Annotated in this window: 18 protein-coding genes; 14 read left to right on the top strand and 4 right to left on the bottom strand. The window is 42.5% G+C overall.

Annotation, left to right across the window (positions count from 1 at the left end; translation table 11 throughout):
• Positions 1 to 251 (top strand): hypothetical protein (locus L6H98_RS15180; protein WP_236416312.1); only part of this gene is annotated, 251 nt, incomplete at its 5' end.
• 1254 nt (positions 252 to 1505) lie between these two features.
• On the top strand, positions 1506 to 1817 hold the full coding sequence (locus L6H98_RS15175; RefSeq protein ID WP_236416311.1) for a hypothetical protein: 312 nt from the start codon (positions 1506 to 1508) through the stop codon (positions 1815 to 1817).
• Positions 1818 to 2281: 464 nt separating this feature from the next.
• Here the strand turns inward: L6H98_RS15175 and L6H98_RS15170 are convergent, their stop codons facing one another.
• Complete coding sequence (locus tag L6H98_RS15170) at positions 2282 to 2743, bottom strand: hypothetical protein (RefSeq protein ID WP_236416309.1); 462 nt, start codon at positions 2741 to 2743, stop codon at positions 2282 to 2284.
• A gap of 177 nt (positions 2744 to 2920) precedes the next feature.
• On the opposite strand from L6H98_RS15170, the gene L6H98_RS15165 reads away from it, so the two are divergent.
• The 3 genes from L6H98_RS15165 (at position 2921) to L6H98_RS15155 (ending at position 5725) form a co-directional block, all read left to right on the top strand.
• Complete coding sequence (locus L6H98_RS15165) at positions 2921 to 3325, top strand: RidA family protein (RefSeq protein ID WP_236416308.1); 405 nt, start codon at positions 2921 to 2923, stop codon at positions 3323 to 3325.
• 18 nt (positions 3326 to 3343) lie between these two features.
• Entirely contained in the window at positions 3344 to 4843 is a 1500-nt protein-coding gene (locus L6H98_RS15160) for a monooxygenase (RefSeq protein WP_236416307.1), read from the top strand.
• Positions 4844 to 5239: 396 nt separating this feature from the next.
• The gene (locus tag L6H98_RS15155; RefSeq protein ID WP_236416304.1) at positions 5240 to 5725 is read left to right on the top strand and encodes a MarR family transcriptional regulator; all 486 of its coding nucleotides are present in this window, start codon (positions 5240 to 5242) and stop codon (positions 5723 to 5725) included.
• On the opposite strand, the gene L6H98_RS15150 is transcribed toward L6H98_RS15155, so the two are convergent.
• Positions 5694 to 7151 carry a serine hydrolase domain-containing protein gene (locus L6H98_RS15150; protein ID WP_236416302.1) on the bottom strand — a complete coding sequence of 486 codons (1458 nt, stop codon included), beginning with the start codon at positions 7149 to 7151 and terminating at the stop codon, positions 5694 to 5696. The two genes, L6H98_RS15155 and L6H98_RS15150, sit on opposite strands and share 32 nt — an antisense overlap.
• Positions 7152 to 7522: 371 nt before the next feature.
• Between L6H98_RS15150 and L6H98_RS15145 the strand changes: the two genes are divergently transcribed.
• A complete protein-coding gene (locus L6H98_RS15145) occupies positions 7523 to 7933 on the top strand; it encodes a GNAT family N-acetyltransferase (protein WP_236416299.1) in 411 nt (136 codons plus the stop codon).
• Positions 7934 to 7978: 45 nt separating this feature from the next.
• A complete protein-coding gene (locus tag L6H98_RS15140; RefSeq protein ID WP_236416297.1) occupies positions 7979 to 8452 on the top strand; it encodes an HIT family protein in 474 nt (157 codons plus the stop codon).
• Here the strand turns inward: L6H98_RS15140 and L6H98_RS15135 are convergent.
• Positions 8449 to 9348 carry a helix-turn-helix transcriptional regulator gene (locus tag L6H98_RS15135; RefSeq protein ID WP_236416294.1) on the bottom strand — a complete coding sequence of 300 codons (900 nt, stop codon included), beginning with the start codon at positions 9346 to 9348 and terminating at the stop codon, positions 8449 to 8451. The genes L6H98_RS15140 and L6H98_RS15135 overlap by 4 nt on opposite strands.
• Before the next feature lie 220 nt (positions 9349 to 9568).
• On the opposite strand from L6H98_RS15135, the gene L6H98_RS15130 reads away from it, so the two are divergent.
• Positions 9569 to 11278, top strand: a complete 1710-nt coding sequence (locus tag L6H98_RS15130) for a family 43 glycosylhydrolase (RefSeq protein WP_236416292.1) — start codon at positions 9569 to 9571, stop codon at positions 11276 to 11278.
• Positions 11279 to 11300: 22 nt separating this feature from the next.
• Positions 11301 to 12539 carry an MFS transporter gene (locus L6H98_RS15125; RefSeq protein WP_236416289.1) on the top strand — a complete coding sequence of 413 codons (1239 nt, stop codon included), beginning with the start codon at positions 11301 to 11303 and terminating at the stop codon, positions 12537 to 12539.
• A gap of 808 nt (positions 12540 to 13347) precedes the next feature.
• Here L6H98_RS15125 and L6H98_RS15115 read toward each other — a convergent pair.
• The gene (locus L6H98_RS15115) at positions 13348 to 15117 is read right to left on the bottom strand and encodes a methyl-accepting chemotaxis protein (RefSeq protein ID WP_236416285.1); all 1770 of its coding nucleotides are present in this window, start codon (positions 15115 to 15117) and stop codon (positions 13348 to 13350) included.
• A 668-nt stretch (positions 15118 to 15785) separates the two neighbouring features.
• On the opposite strand from L6H98_RS15115, the gene L6H98_RS15110 reads away from it, so the two are divergent.
• From L6H98_RS15110 to L6H98_RS15090, 5 genes are all read left to right on the top strand, one after another.
• Positions 15786 to 16133, top strand: coding sequence for a LytTR family DNA-binding domain-containing protein (locus L6H98_RS15110; RefSeq protein ID WP_236416282.1), 348 nt, complete (start codon positions 15786 to 15788; stop codon positions 16131 to 16133).
• A 13-nt stretch (positions 16134 to 16146) separates the two neighbouring features.
• Positions 16147 to 16575, top strand: coding sequence for a DUF3021 family protein (locus L6H98_RS15105; protein WP_236416281.1), 429 nt, complete (start codon positions 16147 to 16149; stop codon positions 16573 to 16575).
• A gap of 241 nt (positions 16576 to 16816) precedes the next feature.
• Positions 16817 to 18061 carry a dienelactone hydrolase family protein gene (locus L6H98_RS15100; RefSeq protein WP_236416280.1) on the top strand — a complete coding sequence of 415 codons (1245 nt, stop codon included), beginning with the start codon at positions 16817 to 16819 and terminating at the stop codon, positions 18059 to 18061.
• A 40-nt stretch (positions 18062 to 18101) separates the two neighbouring features.
• Entirely contained in the window at positions 18102 to 18455 is a 354-nt protein-coding gene (locus L6H98_RS15095) for a hypothetical protein (protein WP_236416279.1), read from the top strand.
• Between the two features lie 16 nt (positions 18456 to 18471).
• Positions 18472 to 19305 (top strand): DUF2785 domain-containing protein, encoded by an 834-nt coding sequence (locus tag L6H98_RS15090; protein ID WP_236416277.1) that lies wholly within the window; start codon positions 18472 to 18474, stop codon positions 19303 to 19305.
• Positions 19306 to 19398: the final 93 nt, after the last annotated feature.

Below are 19398 nucleotides of genomic sequence, written 5' to 3'. Positions count from 1 at the left end.
TTTACACACTAATAATTGGTTACTCAATAATGGAATCATACAGTAAGTTTTCGCAATATCTCTCTAATAAAAATATTTTATCTTTTGAATATTTATTTGTGTATTCAGCTGTAATTGTATATATAGCAGTTGATAGATTACTTAAAGAAATTGTTTCAGACGTAGAAAAGTTTAAAAAAGAGAAGAGTGAGACTGAAAAGTTACAACAAGAAGTATTAAGAAACAGTAGAATAAGAAGAATAAGATTTTGAAATCGTCATAGGAGAGCATCGCCTAACATAATATTCACGCTGCGGCATACCCCCTGGGTCTGCTGTCGCCGAACACCCAGCATACGCTGGGGCGCGAATACGGGAACGTTAGGCGAATTAAATCCTGCAAGGATAATGATAATGATATTCTGGAAATACCCAGAAGTGATAAACGAAGAGCAATTAAAATGGACAAATGATATGATAGATAAGTGGCTAATATTAATTGATAAGATTAGGGAGAATCTTCTTCAAAACTCTGCTATTCTTGAAAACAATAAAGGCTATGCAAATCAAAGAGACATACAATATTGTTAGAGTTAAGTATGGCCCAATTTTTTACTTTCAGTTCAATATCAGCATTAATTTCGAATGCACATTATTCGGATGCATTCACGTTCTTAAGAGTATTATACGAAGGACACTTACATTATGGAATTTGTGGAATTGTGATGACGAAGAGTTTCAAAAATACGTAGCGCTAGTGGTAATGCACGGAATATGTGCATCGCAGTTTCTACGTATTGCGAGAAGGATACGCAGTAGATGTATTGGTTCCAAATCCGCGTAGAGGGATAGAGACTTGTTGGTGGGCGGCCTCCATAGAATTAGATACAGTCATATGGCAATCGATTTTTTTGGGAGTAGAAGATGTTACTAAGATAATGAAAGAACTTAGAAATGAAGTAAGAGAATTAGCTAAAGAATGGTTGTTGTGAGGGAAGAATTAATTCCATCTAACAAGTTTAAAGTTATTATTGAATGCAAGCGTTATAAAAGACATGTATGTAGAACGTGAAAAAATTGTGGTTTTAGAGATAAGGTACGGAGTTTTTACACCGAAGGTTTATATCGGTGTTTTTTATTTTTAATTCGATTTCCGCATTAAAGCAATCACGGTTTATCTTACAATTTAGATAAGACGAAAGTATTGGTATACAACATTGGATATAGATAATGGCATTAAAAATGACTACTCATGCCTAGCAATAATAAGACATGATGCAGTTTAAACCCATCAGAGAGGTGGAGGTATGAGCCGGTTACTTGACTTATTGGAAGAGGAACGGCGCAAGCTTAATCAGCTTGGAGAGGCATCCTTGAGCAAGCGATTCCGTTATGGGAGAACCCCGAGGTTCAGAAACAAAGTCGAAGGGTTGATGAACTGGTGGCCCAAATTAGTGACATGAAGGGCGAGACATCCGAGTTGTACGATGATGAGTGAAGTACATAATGTGTAGGGGAGGAAAAGCTATGGATTTTCCACCGTGGATGCAGCGGGCCATCCAGGCAAGGCTAGATGAGGTGACTGTGCAGATCGAGCATGATCCTGAACTGAGTCGTGTACGTGAGGAGACCGACGAAGCGTTCGTAGTTTTGTTTGCAGGCAAGGATATCGAACAGACACCTGAGTATGCTGAATGGGAGAATCGTTACATTGTATGCAAAGGTATAGAAAATGAATGGTTGTACATGCAGGGACTGCGAGATGGTATACAGCTAACGGCTTCCTTATTAGGCCAGTCGATGCTGGTGGAGAAAGGGCATGAATCTGACCAAAGCTAGGTGGAGGATGAACTTAGCGGTGTGAGCATGAAAGGGTGGAGCGAGGGAGCGAGTAAATCAAGAGAGTGGTGACTCACATATTAGGAGCTTCATGCAACATTGACGAAAGCATTGCGTGATTGATGGGAGTGTTAGCTATAGCTAATCAATGACCTTAAAGTTAAAAAGCCAATGTATGCTTACATAGCTTAGCTTCGTAAGAATGCACTGGATTGTTCACCAAAGCGAACCCATAGGTCATGGGAGAGCGATCCCTATTTACACTGAAAAACCCGAGCCGAAGCGTGTATATCTCGCTTCAGCTCGGGTTTTTTAATGCTCTACTTTTCCAAAATCCCAATTCTTACTTCCCCTGCACCGACTTAAACCAATCATTCACTTCTTGCGTGATCTGATCTCCGCGATTTTACCGTCTGGACCAGCCGGAATCGGCTAGGCTTTGATTTTGGAACCAGGCACGTTCTTCAACAGGTCGGGTGCCGGCCAGTCGAGTGCCCAGTTGGCCCTAGGCAGGATGCCGGCGGTGTCAGCGGTCCAGCTTTCGGCCGATTTGCCCCCATCCCACAGGGCGGAGTCGGTATGGATATATGCCCTTTTTCCATCCATTCACTCAGCTTGGCAAGGGTCTGCTTCGCCCCAGGGTTAATGGAGCCGTACTCGAGATTGCCGTCGGCGTCTTTGTTCCATTGTTCCTGGATGGTGCCATATGCGCCGAATAGCCAGTCGAGTGACCCCATCCAGGTGTTGGTGTTATTTTTCAAAGAGATTGCCAGTGGGAATACTTCGCTTGGGGCGGGGCCATCCGGGTTCTCGTTTTTGAAATTGTGCATGATGTTTTCAAGATCCACGACCCAGCCCAAGTAAAGCGCGATTGATAAATCAAGAAGACAGCCGGCTAATTCGTCGGCTGTTTTTGATTCATTCAACGAACCCGAGTTAAAGCGGCAGAACTACTTAACAAGGTCGAGAATTATTGTTCTTCTCAAAACAAATTATATAATTTTTATTGTATTTATTTTGTTATAATGCTACCATAAATTTGTTTCATACGAAACAATAAATAATTTTTATTTTGAGAAAAACAATCACTAAGGAGGAAGCGCATGCAAAAAATCAATCCGAGTACCCTTCCACAAACAGTGACCAATCTCATTTCACAAATCGTCATTGCCCCCGCTTCTCCGTTAGCTTTTATTTCCGGACAAGTGGCTTTAAACGAAAAAGGCGAGCTGATCGGAAAGGGCGACTATCTGCTCCAGTCCAAGCAAGTCTTTGCCAATCTGAAATTGGCTTTGGAGGCCATCGATACGGAAGCGAAGAGCATTGTTCAAATGAGGATATATGTCGTAAACCATAAGCCTGAGTTGGTTGAGACAATTTTTCAAGCCGGTTTTGAAGTATTCGGCGACGGATGGCCCAAAACGGCTAGTACCTTTATAGGTGTTCAGGCGCTTGCCTTTGAGGAATGGTTAATTGAAGTGGATGCCATTGCAGCGATTTCCAACTAAGAGAGGAGAACTCTAAAAATGAATTATGATGTTATTATCATCGGCGGGGGACCTGTCGGCATGATGTTGGCCGGGGAGCTCGCTTTGGCGGACGTGAAGGTTTGTGTTTTGGAGAAATTGAAAGATACCACCCCATACTCTAGAGCGCTTAGCATCCATCCTCGTACGTTAGAGATTTTGGACTTGCGTGGTTTGAAAGCGGAATTGTTGAAGATCGGTAAACCGCTGCCGACCGGGCATTTTGCAGGCTTGGAAACGCGGTTGGACTTTACGGTCATCGACTCTTCATCCAATTATTCATTGTTTATCGCCCAATCGGAAACCGAAAAGGTACTGGAGCGCAGAGCCAGAGAGCTGGGTGCAGAGATCCGGCGAGGAGTGGAAGTAACGTCCATCTCACCGAATTCGGAATATGTCGAAGTGATGGCCACTGGAACGGAAGGCGAAATGACATTAACAGCAGCATATGTGGTGGGTGCAGACGGAGCCGGAAGTATTGTACGTAAACAGGCGAACATTTCCTTTAACGGAACGGATGCAACGCTAACAGCGGTCCAAGGCGACGTTGTGTTTAAACGCCCGCCTGCAACGAGTGTCGTTTCCCGCTTTGACGAGAACGGGATGATCATGATCGTTCCTGTGACTGAAGAGCTGCACCGCGTAGTCTTTATCGATCCGGATCGAACATCCGTTCCAAAAGATACACCCGTCACACTGGAAGAACTACGCTCGGGAATGCTCCGCATGTTAGGGGACGACTACGGGATTTCAGATCCGTACTGGATGACCCGCTTTGGCAATGCTACTCGACAAGCTGACCGCTACAGGGAGGGAAGGCTTTTCCTTGCAGGAGATGCTGCTCATATTCATTTTCCTGCCGGAGGACAAGGGATGAACGTGGGACTGCAAGAGGCGATGAATTTGGGGTGGAAGCTGGCTGCGCAAGTGAAAGGATGGGCGCCCGAGGGGTTGCTTGATACTTACCATGAAGAGCGTTTTCCCGTCAATTCAGCATTGCTCAGCAATACACGTGTCCAAACCCTGCTATTTGGTACCGATTTTTCGTCGACTATGATCCATCTGCGGAGAATGATATCGGATTTATTGGAAAGTCCGGAAGCGAACTACCGTTTAGCGAGTCAAATTGCAGCCGTGGATGTTAGCTATAATGTGCCAGATGCAGTTTCTGCACATCCGTTAAATGGTCGCAGGCTTGCAGAGATCAAACTGCGTAAGGAAAACGGCGATGTCTTCAGCAGTTACGAACTTTTCCGGGAAGGCAAATGTGTATTGCTTAATCTCGTTCATGATCAACTCGTGGAAGGCATCATTCGTCGTCTGCCCGTTCAGCATTTCACATGGGTCAGCGCGACGTTGGCGGAACCGGCTCTGGACTGGAACAATGTGCACACCGCCATGATCCGTCCGGATGGATATATCGCATGGGCCATTTCCGATCAAGAACGTCCATTGGAACGATGCATTGAGGAAGGAATTAGGAGTATCAGCAAAGGGTAACGCTTTTTTTTAACCTTATTGTTTTGCGAGAAACAAAAATATGCCCGGAAGCTTCTGATTCATCGTTTTCCGGGCTTTTTTATTGTCTGTATAGGTTGAACCAATGATTTTTACACGGAGTCACTACGTGGTCAGAACCATCTTTCGATCGTTGTTATCCCCAGATTTTTTTGATCCCCTTATTAAGGGGAAAATCCGGTGATAAGCCTATGCTTCCGATGCAGCTTTCTTTCAGAAAGCTTTTAGAACGCTCCGCTTCTCCAGATTCTTTCTGCCCTCTCCGTTAGCGTGTAAGTATCCAGTTCAACCTATATAAAATATAAGCGCATCAAATGTTTTTTGCGAAACAATCATGTATAATGAGGAAAGATACGCGAAAAGAGGAGACCGAGGAAAATGCAGCCCATGGATCTTTCGAAACAATGGATTTTTAAAAGCTTCATCCATCTTATGAGTCAACAGGACATAAGGGAAAGCAAGTTATCCGTCCGCATGAGTGAGGAAATACATAAGTTCGAAAAGGAATTTGGTGAAAAGGGAAATTTGACCTTGTCGGAGATTCACCTTATCGCATGTATTGGAGATTTCTCACCGATTAATGTCACCTCCATTGCAGAAAAAACCGGATTAACCAAAGGGTCCATCACAAGAATCAGCAAAAAACTTCTGAAGCTGGCGTTAATCAAAAGACAGCAGATGAATGACAATAAAAAAGAAGTCTATTACGCTTTGACCTCGAAAGGCCAAAAAATATATGTGATCCATCATCGGATCCATCAAGAAATTGAAGAGCGATTCATGAATTTTCTAGATAAGTACACTGCTGATGAGCTTGTTTTTGCGAGTAAGTTCATTCAGGATTTAACGGAATGGGATTATTAAATGGACGCTCTGGCGACTTCAATTTACGTTTTTTGGGGTAAAAACCCGTGATGACAAGAACGAATAGCCACGCCATGATCAGCATCACATAATCTTTACGTCCGGAACTTAAATTTAGTATTTGCCAAACATAAGAAGCATAGAACAAGAGGGCACCGACAGATACTAAAAGTAATGTCCTACATCCTAATTTTACAACATATTTATCCTTAAGCTTGGTGAAAAAGACTCTTCTACCGGTAGCCATTCTTATACCAAACATTATCACGTAAATGCCAAACAAGGTCCCGATCGAAATGGATAGAATGAAATTATTCGTTCTCGATTGAGTCAACGAAGAATGGCCCTCCGGTAACGAACCGGTTACATATTCAATCCATGCATGGTAAATATCCTGCCTCAGATCGATTCCATTATCGCTGTTCGTAAGAATGACCAAGCCTTCCTTGGTTTCCGGGATAAAACCGTACAATGCATGCCAGCCTCGATTGTCGCCAGAATGGTAAATGAACGTCTGCTCTTCGGATAGCTTTCTGATAAATACGCCCAATCCACTCTCACCTATTACTGGCTGCTGCATCTCCTCTACAAGCTCGTTTTCGAGAAGTCCATTCCCTTGCATCCGATTCAAATGGTCCATGCTGGCCAGAATCAGTTTCATCATATCCGTGGAGTTCGTTTTAAGTCCAGCCGCTGCCTGCTCGGTAAATTGGTAGTTCGGAAGCTCCTGTCCGAAATAACCGTATGCTTTTGACATCCGGGGATCGTTGGGATCTTGATGGAATGAACTCGAGTCCATGCCTAGCGGCTTAAGGACTTCTTCTTCCATATAACGTTCAAATGCCATTCCAGTAACCTCTTCAATCACGAGCTGTAGAATGGTATAGCCTCCACCAGAGTAAACCTCTTTTTCCCCGGGCGTATCGGTAATTCTCACAGGTTCATTAAATAGGCCTTTTCCGTTCAACGAATCTTCTATACTGGAAAGCCGGCTTTGCGGTGCCGTACCGAGATACCCTTTATGGGCAGCCAAGCCTGCAGTATGACTTAACAATCGTTTTATGGTGACCTCATCAGGATTAAACTTGGCGTCAGGTAATTTCCACGAGGTCAAGTACTTTTCAACGGGATCGTCGAGCGAAACGAGCCCCTTTTCTACCAACTTTAGAACTCCCCATGCTGTAACGCTTTTGGATATCGAGCCCGCCTGGAACAAGGTTTGATCGGTCAGTTCGATCTTGTTTTTCGTATCGGCATAACCATAGTTGAGAAGATAAGCGACACGACCTTCGTGAACCATGCCGACGGCCAATCCGGGTACATCATATTTATCCTGCCATACCGGAACCTGTTCATCTAATAGGTGCTTGAATTCCTCTATTTTTCGTGGCGCCTGAGAGAGGGGGGCTGCTTCAACCGTCTTCATATACTCCCCAACTGAAACCAAGATCACGACAAGACATACCAAACATCGAAATAGATTTTGTACCTTTCTTTTGCACACCCGTTTCACTCCTGCCATGTTAATGAACTCGCATATTTACAATAGCACTGATTCATTGCTTCGATCGATCGATTTACCTTACATTTGCCGTTTTCACCTTACATATTTGTCATATGAGAGAAACCGCGGGCACCCATTGAAAGGGTATTTGTCTATATTCAGGAACTTAACGGATTGTTCCAAAAGAGACTTCAGAATGTAAAGAAAAGTTACGATATGAATGGCTAACGGGAAGGAAAGTTTATGGGATATAATGGTATGAAATCTTAATTGTGATATTAGGGGGAGTTACAATGAACATCGCTTTTGCAGATGATTCGGATTACGAATACATCAAAGGCAGGGACCGTCATATTTCAGAGAACCTCATATCCGCCAAAATAAAGGGGAAAGAAATCTATATCATAAGAAACCTGGATGGAAGTAACATCGGATGGATGAGGTATGGTTATTTTTGGGACAACATCCCGTTTATGAACATCATTTGGATCGATGAACCATTTCGGGGCAAGGGTGTAGGGAATAAAGTTGTTCTCTTCTGGGAGGAGCAAATGAAACAAAAGGGCTTCAACATGGTCATGACATCTACTCAGGCTGATGAAGGCGCACAACATTTCTATAGAAAGCTGGGCTATCAAGATGCTGGATGCCTATTACTTGATACACAACCATTGGAAATTATCCTGACCAAGCCATTAAACTAGCGGAAACGACGGCAATACAAACATAAAAGGAGTTGAATGAGAACGATGACAGCATCATTTTCACATCAGCCTGAAGGGTACGAATGTCCATTTTGTTGTATTTGGGGGATCGAGCGACCTGATCAGGGAACAAAACAAAGGGATATCATCTATCAAAATGAAAAGGTAACGGCGTTTATAGCAAGCAAATGGTGGCCCAACAATAAAGGACATGTTCTGGTTATTCCTAATCAACATTTCGAGAATATCTATGAACTCCCTGCGGATTACGCTGTTGAAATTCACCGTGCGGCACAGCTTACAGCATTTGCAATGAAAAATACATATGGATGCGACGGGATTTCTACGCGGCAACATAATGAGCCTGCCGGCAATCAAGACGTGTGGCACTATCATCTCCATGTGTACCCTAGGTATGCGGACGATCAACTTTACCTGTCAAAGGGTTCACCGTCCGACCCGGATGAACGCGCTTTCTATGCGGACAAGCTGCGTTCCTGGATAAAGAAAAATGATTAAATACTTGTCTTTTTACGAAATGCGGACGGGTTTATGCCAGTCCATCTCTTAAATTGTCTGCTGAAGTGAGAAAGATTTTTATACCCTAAACGATTGGCGATTTCATTCAAAGATAACTCTGGTTGCTGCAATAAGATTTTAGCTTCTTGTAATTTTAGCTCGGATAAATATTTTCGAGGTGACATTTGGTAAATCTTTTGAAAGACTTCTAAACCATAATTGGGGCTGATCCCAAGAGATGCAATAATCGGCTGTATGTGAACGGTAAAGTCTACTTTACCGTTTGTTTCTATGCATTTTTTTTTGAAGGTCCACTTTATGGCTTCTGCAATTTCCTTGGCGTATTTTGCAGTGGTCATGGATTGATTCGTTCTTACATTCGAGTTTGTTGGTTGCAGATCTACAAGTATTTCTAATAATTCAAAGAGGATAACCTGTGCTCTTAATTTTGCAGTTGAAAATGAAATCTCTTGATCTTCTAAAATGTCAATCCATTTTTGAAGACAGCTCCTTAACCTGCTGTAATACGGATTATCGGGCGTATAGACCCAATCGCAGTTTTTCATGATCTTCATTCGCAAAGAAGGTTCATCAATATCGAAATGAGCACAAAAATAAGTCATTGAACCAGGAGAGATGCAATGATTGGTATGTTCAAAACCAGGAGGAATAAGAAGAATTTCGTTCTTTTGGATGACATAACGGTCTTTTTCAAGACATGTCTCCTGAGTGCCATCTAATACAATTAATATCTCAAAAGCATGATGGAATTCTTTCGTCATGGACCAGTGTGAAGGAACGGTCTGCTTATGGGCACCGAAAAAACGTATGTTCCAATCAATACGCGGAAGCAGCTGTGTTGTATCTCCAATAAATCGTTGTATATCGTTTTCCATTTTGAGATCCCACCTTGATTTGGGTAAATTAAACCTTCATTGTGCAATCGAATTTCAAGTTTAATCGTTATTATAATATAAGTGAGCAGCAGGAAACGCTTTCGAGAATGACCATGATTTATGTTCTATTATCGATATTTAGCAGACGCATGTTTATTATAGTCAAAAAAGAAAACGGTATCAACATGTTGCTTGGTAATGAAAAAAAAGGGTAAGCTGCATGCCGGGAAATAGAAAGCGCTTAAAAATGCGATTGAAAGGGAAAGAAGAAATGACAATGATTAATAATCCGATAATACCTGGAATGGCACCAGACCCATCGATTATTCGAGTTGATGATGAATATTATATCGCAACGTCTACGTTTCATTGGAATCCAGGGATCCAGATCTTTAAATCATCAGATTTAGCCAACTGGGAACTTATTAACTTTGCGTTAAAAAAAGGGGAGGTCGATTTAAGGGGTACACATACACCCGCTGGAATCTGGGCACCGCATTTATCCTATGATGCTTTCACAAAGAAATACTGGTTAGCCTACTCCCATATGATCAATATGGCTGGTCGTGAATTTAATGCGGATTCATACGCGATGTGGGCAGAAGATATACACGGGCCATGGTCAGCGCCGATTTATCTAACATCCATCGGTTTTGATCCAGCCATTTTCCATGATGACGACGGAAAACACTACATTTCCATCCTTGAATGGGAAACGAGAGAGGGCTATCAAGCGCCCGGGCATATTGTCATCGCCGAGTATGACTTGGAAAAAGGTGAGGTCATTGGTGCTTGGCACAGAGTAACACAAGGGTTTACCAGTCGTGGGTGCGCAGAAGCACCGCAAATTTATAAACATAAAGACTATTATTATCTTATTATTGCTGCCGGTGGAACAGGCTACGCACATGGTGTGGAGATTGGGCGCTCCACATCTATCTTTGGCCCCTATGAACCGCATCCATCGAAAGAACCGATCATCACGTCTTCACCGCGGCATCTTTTTTCACTTGGCGATCCGGATGCGGGACATTTTGAAATGTACAATCCACATTCATTGATGCAAAAAGCAGGTCATGGTTCATTAGTTCAAACCCATACGGGCGAGTGGTATATTGCACATCTGATGTCACGCCCTCTGGAAGGAACTCTCTTAAATCCGTTAGGTCGGGAAACATCGATTCAAAAAATGAAATGGTCACAGGATGGGTGGCTCGAAATGGAGGATGGATCAAACCTGGCCAAAATGGAAGTAAAGGGGATGGAGGGGGTCCAGTTATCGCCTGTAGGATCACATGACATCCATGATCATTTTGATGATAGAAACTATGATATCCGCTTTATGACTCCCTATCGAAAGCAGGAAGCAAGTTGGGTAAATACAATCGAACGTTCCGGATATCTGCGCATTTACGGAGAAAACTCTCTTTTTTCACAAATGAATCCTGCAATCATGGCAACTCGCGCGACATCATTCCATTATGAGTTTCAAACCAGAATTGAATTTCTCCCTGACCATTACTCCGAAACTGCCGGTATGGGACTCTACTATGATTCAAATAATTGGATCTATGCACACTTAACGTATTCAGAATCATCAAATGGAACGGTTTTGAGCTTATTGCAGGCTAATCTAGGTAAACGTAAAGAATTGGTTCAACAGACGATCCCGGTTCCTGACAATGTAGTTGATTTAAAGGTTATCTATAAGTCGGGTATGGTGGATATATTTTATCGGTTGGAAATAAACCAGGAGTGGCAATTATTAAAAAACGATATCAATGCTATGTATTTATCGGATGAAGGCGTAAACGGTGAACCAGGTGAAATCGGTGGATTCACAGGACTGTTTAACTTCATAGGTTCGGTTGACGCACATCAACATGACTCATACGCAGACTTTGACTTCTACTCCGTAAAGAATTTTTAGACGTCCAGAGAGGAAATTATACATGAAAACGATACCGCTTAAACGATTAGTACCCGGATTAATCATTGGACCTGCTTCCTGGCTGGGACCATATATTGCAACAGCAAGTTTATTTTTGCCTGCGATGATACAACATTTGGATGCTGAAAATAAAATTAATATCGTAGCCTTGTTCTCCGCATTAGGGATGGTCGTGGCAGCCGTTTCTAATATGATCGCCGGATATGTCTCTGACCGTACCCAATCGCGTTTTGGCAAGCGGACGCCTTGGCTTGTCTCTGGAGCTTTTGTATTTATGTTGGCAATGATCTTCGCCTCAATGGCTACTTCCATACCTGTTTTGTTGATCAGTTGGATGCTTGGGCAGGTTGCATTGAATTTTATTGTGGCTCCAATGGTCGCTTGGTTAGATTTAGCACCCGATCATGGCAAAGGGACGGCTTCGTCCGCTTATGGCGGGCTAGGTATGGCGCTTGGAAACAATGGTTTTACAATTCTAGCCGTCGTTTTCTTGGGGCAATATCGTTTAGGGTTTGTCATCTTTGGCATCATTACATTCATTGGTACACTGATCGCGGCATGTATTGTACGTGAACCATCCAATTTGGATGAGAAGATGGATCAATCATCATCATCAACGAAGAACGCGTTTTCATTCAAAGAATTGGTTACAGTGTTCCCTAAATGGTCTATCGGTCGTGACTACTATTTGGCTCTCATTGGAAAACTCTCTCAAGGCATTGGGAACTTTGCAATAACAGGGTATCTGCTGTTTATCATGACGGACTTCTTGCATAAAGATACAACAGCAACACAACAATCGATACAGTTAATTAATATCATCATGTTAATATTTGGAATTGCCATGGGGTTTATTGCTGGCCCGATCTCCGATAAGTTTAATATCTTAAAATTACCTGTTGGTTTATCTACCATTTCATTAGGAATTGGAGCACTGAGTCTGTTCTTCCTGCAAAATGATGTGGGGATCATAATTTATGGATTTTTGGCTGGTCTGGGAATGGGGATATGGAACTCCTTGGATAATTTATTGAATTTAAGAGTTATTCCTGATAAGGAACGAGTGGGATTGTTTTTAGGGATATACAACTTGGGAAATACGGTAACACAAGCAATAGCCCCCGTAATTGCAGCATTTATGATTTCACAAATAGGGTTTTCATCCATTTTTGTAATGTCATTTATTCTTGCAATCATCGGTGGTATATCCATCCTCTCTATAAAATCTGTAACTAGATAGCACCGTAAAGTCTTACATCCATTTGGATATGTTGAGTAAACACAATCAATATAAAACCATGATACGAAGGGAGCCCGTATTGCTGCGGAGCTCCCTTATTGTGAGTTCATGCGTCCAATACCACTAATATGGAGCTTCTTTTGTCTTTTCCATTAAAGGGCATCCTCTGTAAGTTGCAGTAAAGTCGCACGTCGATCATCGGGATCTGCTATCCGCTGAATGAGCCCATCACGCTCAGGGTGCTTCTTTTTAGGGGCCAATCCATTCATCTCGTATTCTTATTGGATATGATGAGCAAACTACCCTTAAAAATGCTGGGGATGAGAAATGAAGAGATGTATCGGATTATTGCTAACGGTCATCATTTTCTGGATAACAATACAGCCTGTTTGTGCAGAGCCAAACGATGAACCATTGAAACGGCTTGTGCTGACTTTGTTAGCTCCAAAAATACAGGAACAGATTAACCAATACTATACTAATAAATTTACTGTATCACCTACGTTTACGCCTTTTTTGGATGGAACTGATGTAGACGTTGAATATTTTTCTTCACATATTGAGGTTCAGGTTAAAACACCCATTAAACCCCTCCATATGAACTAGTTTTCTCACTCAAATACGGAGGTATTGAGGTGCGCGCTCGAAGCTCATGCAGGTCCGCCATTTATGATAATCATCGCTGGCTTGTTGCTCTTATTAGTAGGTGGGATCGTTCTAATAAAGCGAAGAGGAGTATGGCTGTTTATCGGAATGGATCTATAGCAAGAACCCCGTCATCTGATTCAACAGGTAACGGGGTTTTTCATTATTCTGAACGATCTGATCTGCGCACTTCGATCTGAAACTGATTGGAATACGATTTGAGGCTGCCTGCAAGGCTGGCAAGCTGTCCGGAGATGTTCGACAGTTCGTTGGCCGAACGTTGCTGCTCTTCAGCACTTGCCGCGACTTCTTCAGTCATGGCCGATGTTTCCTCGGTTGCGGAAGCAATATAACTCAAGTGCTGTTCCACCTCCTGACGAATGGAGTGCATATCCGCCGTCCGGCTTTCCAAACGTTTAGCCAGCTCCTGGACTTCGTTCGATAAGCGGCTAACCTGCCTAAACGTCTGGAGGCACTCAGCGATCTGTTCTTCCTGTTCCTTGGCCGCAGCCATATTCGTATCAAAATGACTACTCATACGTTGTATCTCTTGAACGAATGAACTCAGAATTTCATCAATCTCCTGAATCGAACGTTCGGATTGCTGAGCGAGGTGTCCCATTTCACCAGCAACGACAGCAAAGCCTTTCCCCGCTTCGCCAGCCCGGGCTGCCTCGATGGAAGCATTCAGCGATAGAATTTGAGTTTGTTTTAAAATGCCGTGAATTTGTCCGCTAATGGTAGAGGCGAGTTCCGACTGAGTCGTCAGGGACTTAGAGATTTCCTGCTGATGCTCGACACGCTTGGCATTCTCCCGGCCCTTCTCAAGCAGAGCCTCATGTTCTCGCGTAACTTGTGCTTGTACGGCAGATAGCTGTTCTGAAGTATCGGTGAACTGCTGCACATATGAACCTACTTCATCCATGATTTTGCCCAGATTCTCGGAGTGCTGGACGGAGTGTTCCGTCTCTTCAGCTTGTTTCATGGAGCCTGTGGCTATTTCCTCGATCGCTCTGGAAAGTTCTTCGGTCTGACGCAGGTTTGTCTGAGCCGTTTCGGCGATATGGTTTGAGGACTGCTGGAGAGTGTTGGATCCTTGCTGTATTCCCATCAAAATATTCGTCAATTGGGCAACCATGACATTAATCAAATGACTGATATCACCGAGCTGGTCGTTTGTCATAGGTGTGGATACGACTTTGAGATTCCCATCGGCGACCTGTTCGAGGCTTAACTTAATATCGCGTACTTGTCTGAGAATGCCTCTTACCACAAATAACATCATGACCAAAGATAGAATCAGCACAACCGCAAAAATCGGGATGATGGTCCGATACGCATCATTTACGGATGCCTTGGACATTTGATTCACGGCTGCAGCGGAAATATCGATGCCCAGGTAGCCGATTACAGTACCTTGCGAATCCTTGATTGGCGTAAAGGAGGACAATAGCTGCCCCCAGGTCGGATCTTCAACGATGCCTGTTGTGACGACTTCACCGTTTAACAAGCGCTCCTGAATCTGGGGATTGAATTCCATGGCAGTCCCGTAAGGGCTATATTCCGAATCGTCCCAATCCGCTCCATCCACGGTGTAGATCCATCCGTCCGAAGTTTTGTTATACATATAAACATATAGGGCTCCGGATTGAAGCCTGACTTTAACGAGTTCGTCTCTAAGACTTTTGTATTCGTTGCTCTCCTCCGAAGCAGTAGCATATAATGTTTTGATAATTTCCGATTCCTGGCCTAATTGAGAGGCCGTGTTCATTGCCAGCTGCTGGTTGTTATGCTGCATGGTCATTAATGATGCATTTTCACTGGAATCCATCGTGGCCCATATGATTAGACCACCCATGGCCAATAGCGGAACCAGAATGATCAAATACAGTTTAAACCTCAAATCCGTCTTTTTATTGCGAGCCTGTCTCATGATCTGTTCCCCCTTAGAAGTAGTTAAAACCTAAAACAACATCGTCGTTTTTTAATATAGCTCCATACTATTTATCGTAAAATAGGAGGGGGAAGTGAAGAATAAACCTGGAATTATACTTGAATATACATAAGAAAATCGGAGTCCCAGAGGACTACGAAGTGAATTGAATGTGGGATATAATGGTACGAGGCTGTCAATATGCTGGATCGGCGGTATAGTTTGAATATCCATCGCTGCGTAATACGGGTGAAGGGAAACAGGGGGAATAATCAAAAGTGGATTTCTCTTAACAACCTTTTGTTACTGATGATGCTTACGCGTTGTCTTTCTATGATTCGTTATAAACGCTATGTAGGTTGAACTAGATATTTACACGAAAACGAGAGGGGGCAGAAAGAATCTGGAGAAGCGAAGCGGTCGGGTTTATGACCGGATTTTCCCTTTGAAAAGGGAATCAAAAAATCTGGGGATAATAGCGATCGGAAGATGGTTCTGACCACGTAGTGACTCTGTGTAAAAATCATTGGTTCAACTTATATAACAAGTTTTGATTTGAATTTCCGAGGGTGATTGTTATCAACATTTCCATCGAAGTAATAGACCATACAGAAGAAGAGGAGATCCGCATCAGGTGTCACCAGGTAGACGAAGAAATACATGAGCTCGTGAATAAACTAAAAACCGAAACGCTCATTATACTTGGTTATCATGAGGATCAGATCAGCCGCATCAAAGTTAGTGATATTTATTATTTTGAAGCTGTTGACGGAAAAGTGTTTGCATACTGTAAGAACAACGTTCATGAAGTCAAACAAAAGCTATATGAACTGGAGGAACTTTGCAAAGAGAAACATTGTTTTCGCGCATCCAAATCCACCATTCTAAATATAGCTAAAATTTCCAGTATTCATCCGTCCATCAGCGGACGATTTCAAGCCTTATTGGATAACGGGGAGAAGGTTGTCATATCACGACAGTATGTACCCATGCTTAAACACATACTTGGATTATAAAAGGGGGACCTATATGAAATATTCCGAGCTCATTAAAGGAATGATCAGAGATTTCTTAATTATATTCGCCTCCATCATTATAATCATCACTATTTTGCGGCAAATCTTTGCTCCTGATGCAAATTTCGAATTAAAGACGATTTTTATAATTATGGTTTTCTCTTTTTTGGGTGCTTTGACTGGAATCATTTTATATACGCCGCATGCCATTAGCGAGAATAGAATGCGCCTCCGTGTCATTTTCCATTTCTTTTTTCTGGAAGCCCTTTTAATTTCTCTTGCTGTCCTATTGAATCTCGTATACACCACTTCCGGTATACTATTACTGGCGTTGCAAATTGCTGCAGTATACGTAATCGTTCGCCTACTGACGTATAAGAATGACAAAAAGGAAGCTCAAAAGATCAATGAAAGACTAAAAACATTTAAAAACGAGGTTTAGAAGATCTACACAAACCGCTCCCCAATAAAGTCGTATTCGCAGCGCGTAAGTACACAGCTTTACGTTGTTTTTTTACAACTTATTGGCTCTCAGCGACAGCTTATCGTTTATGCGTATACACCTGCTCTGCCATTTCTTATGATGAACTCATAAAAAGCTGGAGGAGGAGCAGAGGAGTCTTATGGAGATGTTAATCCTTGTTGTTACGTTGGTCTTCGAACTGGCCATTGCCGTTTATTCCATGGTAACGAAGCAAAGCCATCACAAGATAAAGAGTTGGACGAGAATCGCAATGTTTATCGGATTCATCATGCTGAGCTTGGGGAACGTTGTCGTATGGGAGTACACTTGGGGACTGTTTGCAGGTTTGCTTTTTCTATTAGCGTTCAAGGAAATGGTTGCACTCCTGCGCAAACAAACACACTCTCCGCGTTACAAAACGTTCTCTACAGTATGGAAATTTCTTTTGTTAGCACTGACCGTCGTCGTTACCCTTGTTCCTGTTTTACTTTTTCCACAGCATAGGCTGCCGCAAGTGACAGGTCCGTATGCAGTGGCGACCGCCACTTACAGCTATGTGGACAAGAATCGTATCGAAGAATTTTCGGATCAGGGAGAGCATCGAGCTGTTAACGTGGAATTTTGGTATCCTGAACAGGCAGACGGAACGTATCCTTTGCTTGTATTCTCCCATGGAGCATTCGGTATTAAAACCAGCAACACGTCTACCTTTACAGAGCTTGCGAGCCACGGTTACGTCGTCGTTTCGATCGACCATCCCTATCATTCATTTTATACGGTTTCCGAGGATGGGAAGGTCGTGACCATTAATCCCGAGTACATGCAAGAATTCAACAATGCAAATAAAGGGGTTTATTCGCTTGGGGAGTATTTCGAGCTAAATCAAAAATGGATGAAATTACGAACGGATGATATGGATTTTGTCATAGATACGATCCTGGAACAAGCCGTGCAAAAAAAGGACTCTCTATATGAACGCATCGACACACAGAAAATAGGCGTGTTCGGTCATTCTATGGGGGGAGCGGCAAGCGTAGCACTGAGCAGGGAGCGCGATGATATTGACGCCGTAGTAAATATAGATGGTCCGTTCTATAGCGAGCTTGTATACGATAAAGTTACGAACGGATTAACTGCAAAATCCGAAGCTTTCACCATCCCGCTTCTTAACGTTTATTCGGATGATGTGTGGATACAGCTCGACAGCAGTCCTCCGTATATTTCGAATCGCATTTCGAATCCATATTTTAAAGATGCATACAACGTTCATTTTAAAGGCGCAAAACATTTGAGTTTAACCGATCTACCTTTATTCTCGCCTATATTGGCAAACCTGTTGCATGAAGGCAGAAAAGCAAATATCGATAAATATTACGCGATTGAAACTCAAAATGAACTTATCCTTCGTTTTTTTGACGACGCTCTCAAGGATCAAGGTCAGTTTGCTCCAAAAGCGACGTATTGAGCATCTGTTCCGCATGCAGGAAGAGCAAGAGGTGTACCTAATGAAGCTAACAAAGCTTAACTTAATATTCTCAGTCGCATTCTTAATTATAGTTCTGTCGATTCTAACTTTTTATTTGGTCACCTACATGAAATTGTTCATTGATGGGGCTCAGATTGATTCTGACCCCCAAGCTGCAATTGAAGAATATTTAAACTACGAAACTCATGAATATAAGATCATCAATGTCACTTTAAAAGAAGAAAAGTTTAGAACGCGTACATATACCATGGAGTGCGAATGTGACTTTAAAAATGAAGAGTACAAAGGCGCTCAAAAGTATAATGTTCAATTGATCGATGATCTGGCTTGGATGGTTACTGATATAGAGATGATTAAAAATGAATCGGAATAGAGTAGGAGCGTGTAACATGAATTTAAAAGAAAAGTTGATATCAATCAAAGAAAATGGTTACCAGGCGCCACCCGAACCATTCCAGTTGGTACAAGAAATGATGGATAACATCGGTTTCTTGGATGCCCAGCTGCGGGATGAGTTAATTTACACAACCTTATCCCATTGGATTGCTGGCAACACTCTAACGGCAAACGAACTGGAACAACTTGTACCTGTCGTTTTGGACGAAAAGCATTTGTTATATCAGCTGGGTGAAACCAATACAGACTCCGTCTTCACTCGATCGTTCTCGATGCTGGTTATACCACTTCTGCTCATTAGGCACAGGCAAACCCCTTTTCTTTCAAAAGAGCAGATCCATCAGATCAAAGAGAAGGTGTTTTACACTATACATAAAGAGCGAGATTATCGCGGTTATGATGAAGAGAAGGGCTGGGCCCACGCCATAGCTCATGCAGCAGATGCTTTGGACGATTTGGCTCAATGTTCCGAATTGGATCAAAACGACCTCATAACCATTCTTAATTTGGTTTACGAAAAGATGACCATAACAGAGCGAGTTTACTCCGATGGAGAAGACGAGAGACTGGTAACGCCCGTAGTTAGTGTTCTCAATCGAAAAATACTTCGTCCAACTTATGTGGAGCAATGGATTCAACGTTTTGGTGATGTGGAGAAAGAACCAGAATTTCTGCCTGCCTTTAAGCAAAAGAACAATATAAAGAACTTTTTAAAGAGTTTATACTTCCGAATAAAGTTTCACAACGTAGATACCGATCTCTGTCCAACGATTGAGCATACTTTATACAAAGTAGATAAAGTATATTATTCCAATGTAGAGAATTAGGATTTCCAATGGGGCTGCAAGTTGATGTTCAACACCCTTATCGGACAGATCCTGTGCATATTAGACTAAAAAGACCTTCTTATGGAGAGTTAT

This window comes from Paenibacillus sp. JJ-223 (assembly GCF_927798175.1).
Taxonomy (GTDB): domain Bacteria; phylum Bacillota; class Bacilli; order Paenibacillales; family Paenibacillaceae; genus Paenibacillus; species Paenibacillus hubeiensis.
This window is presented reverse-complemented; position numbering and strand designations above follow the sequence as displayed.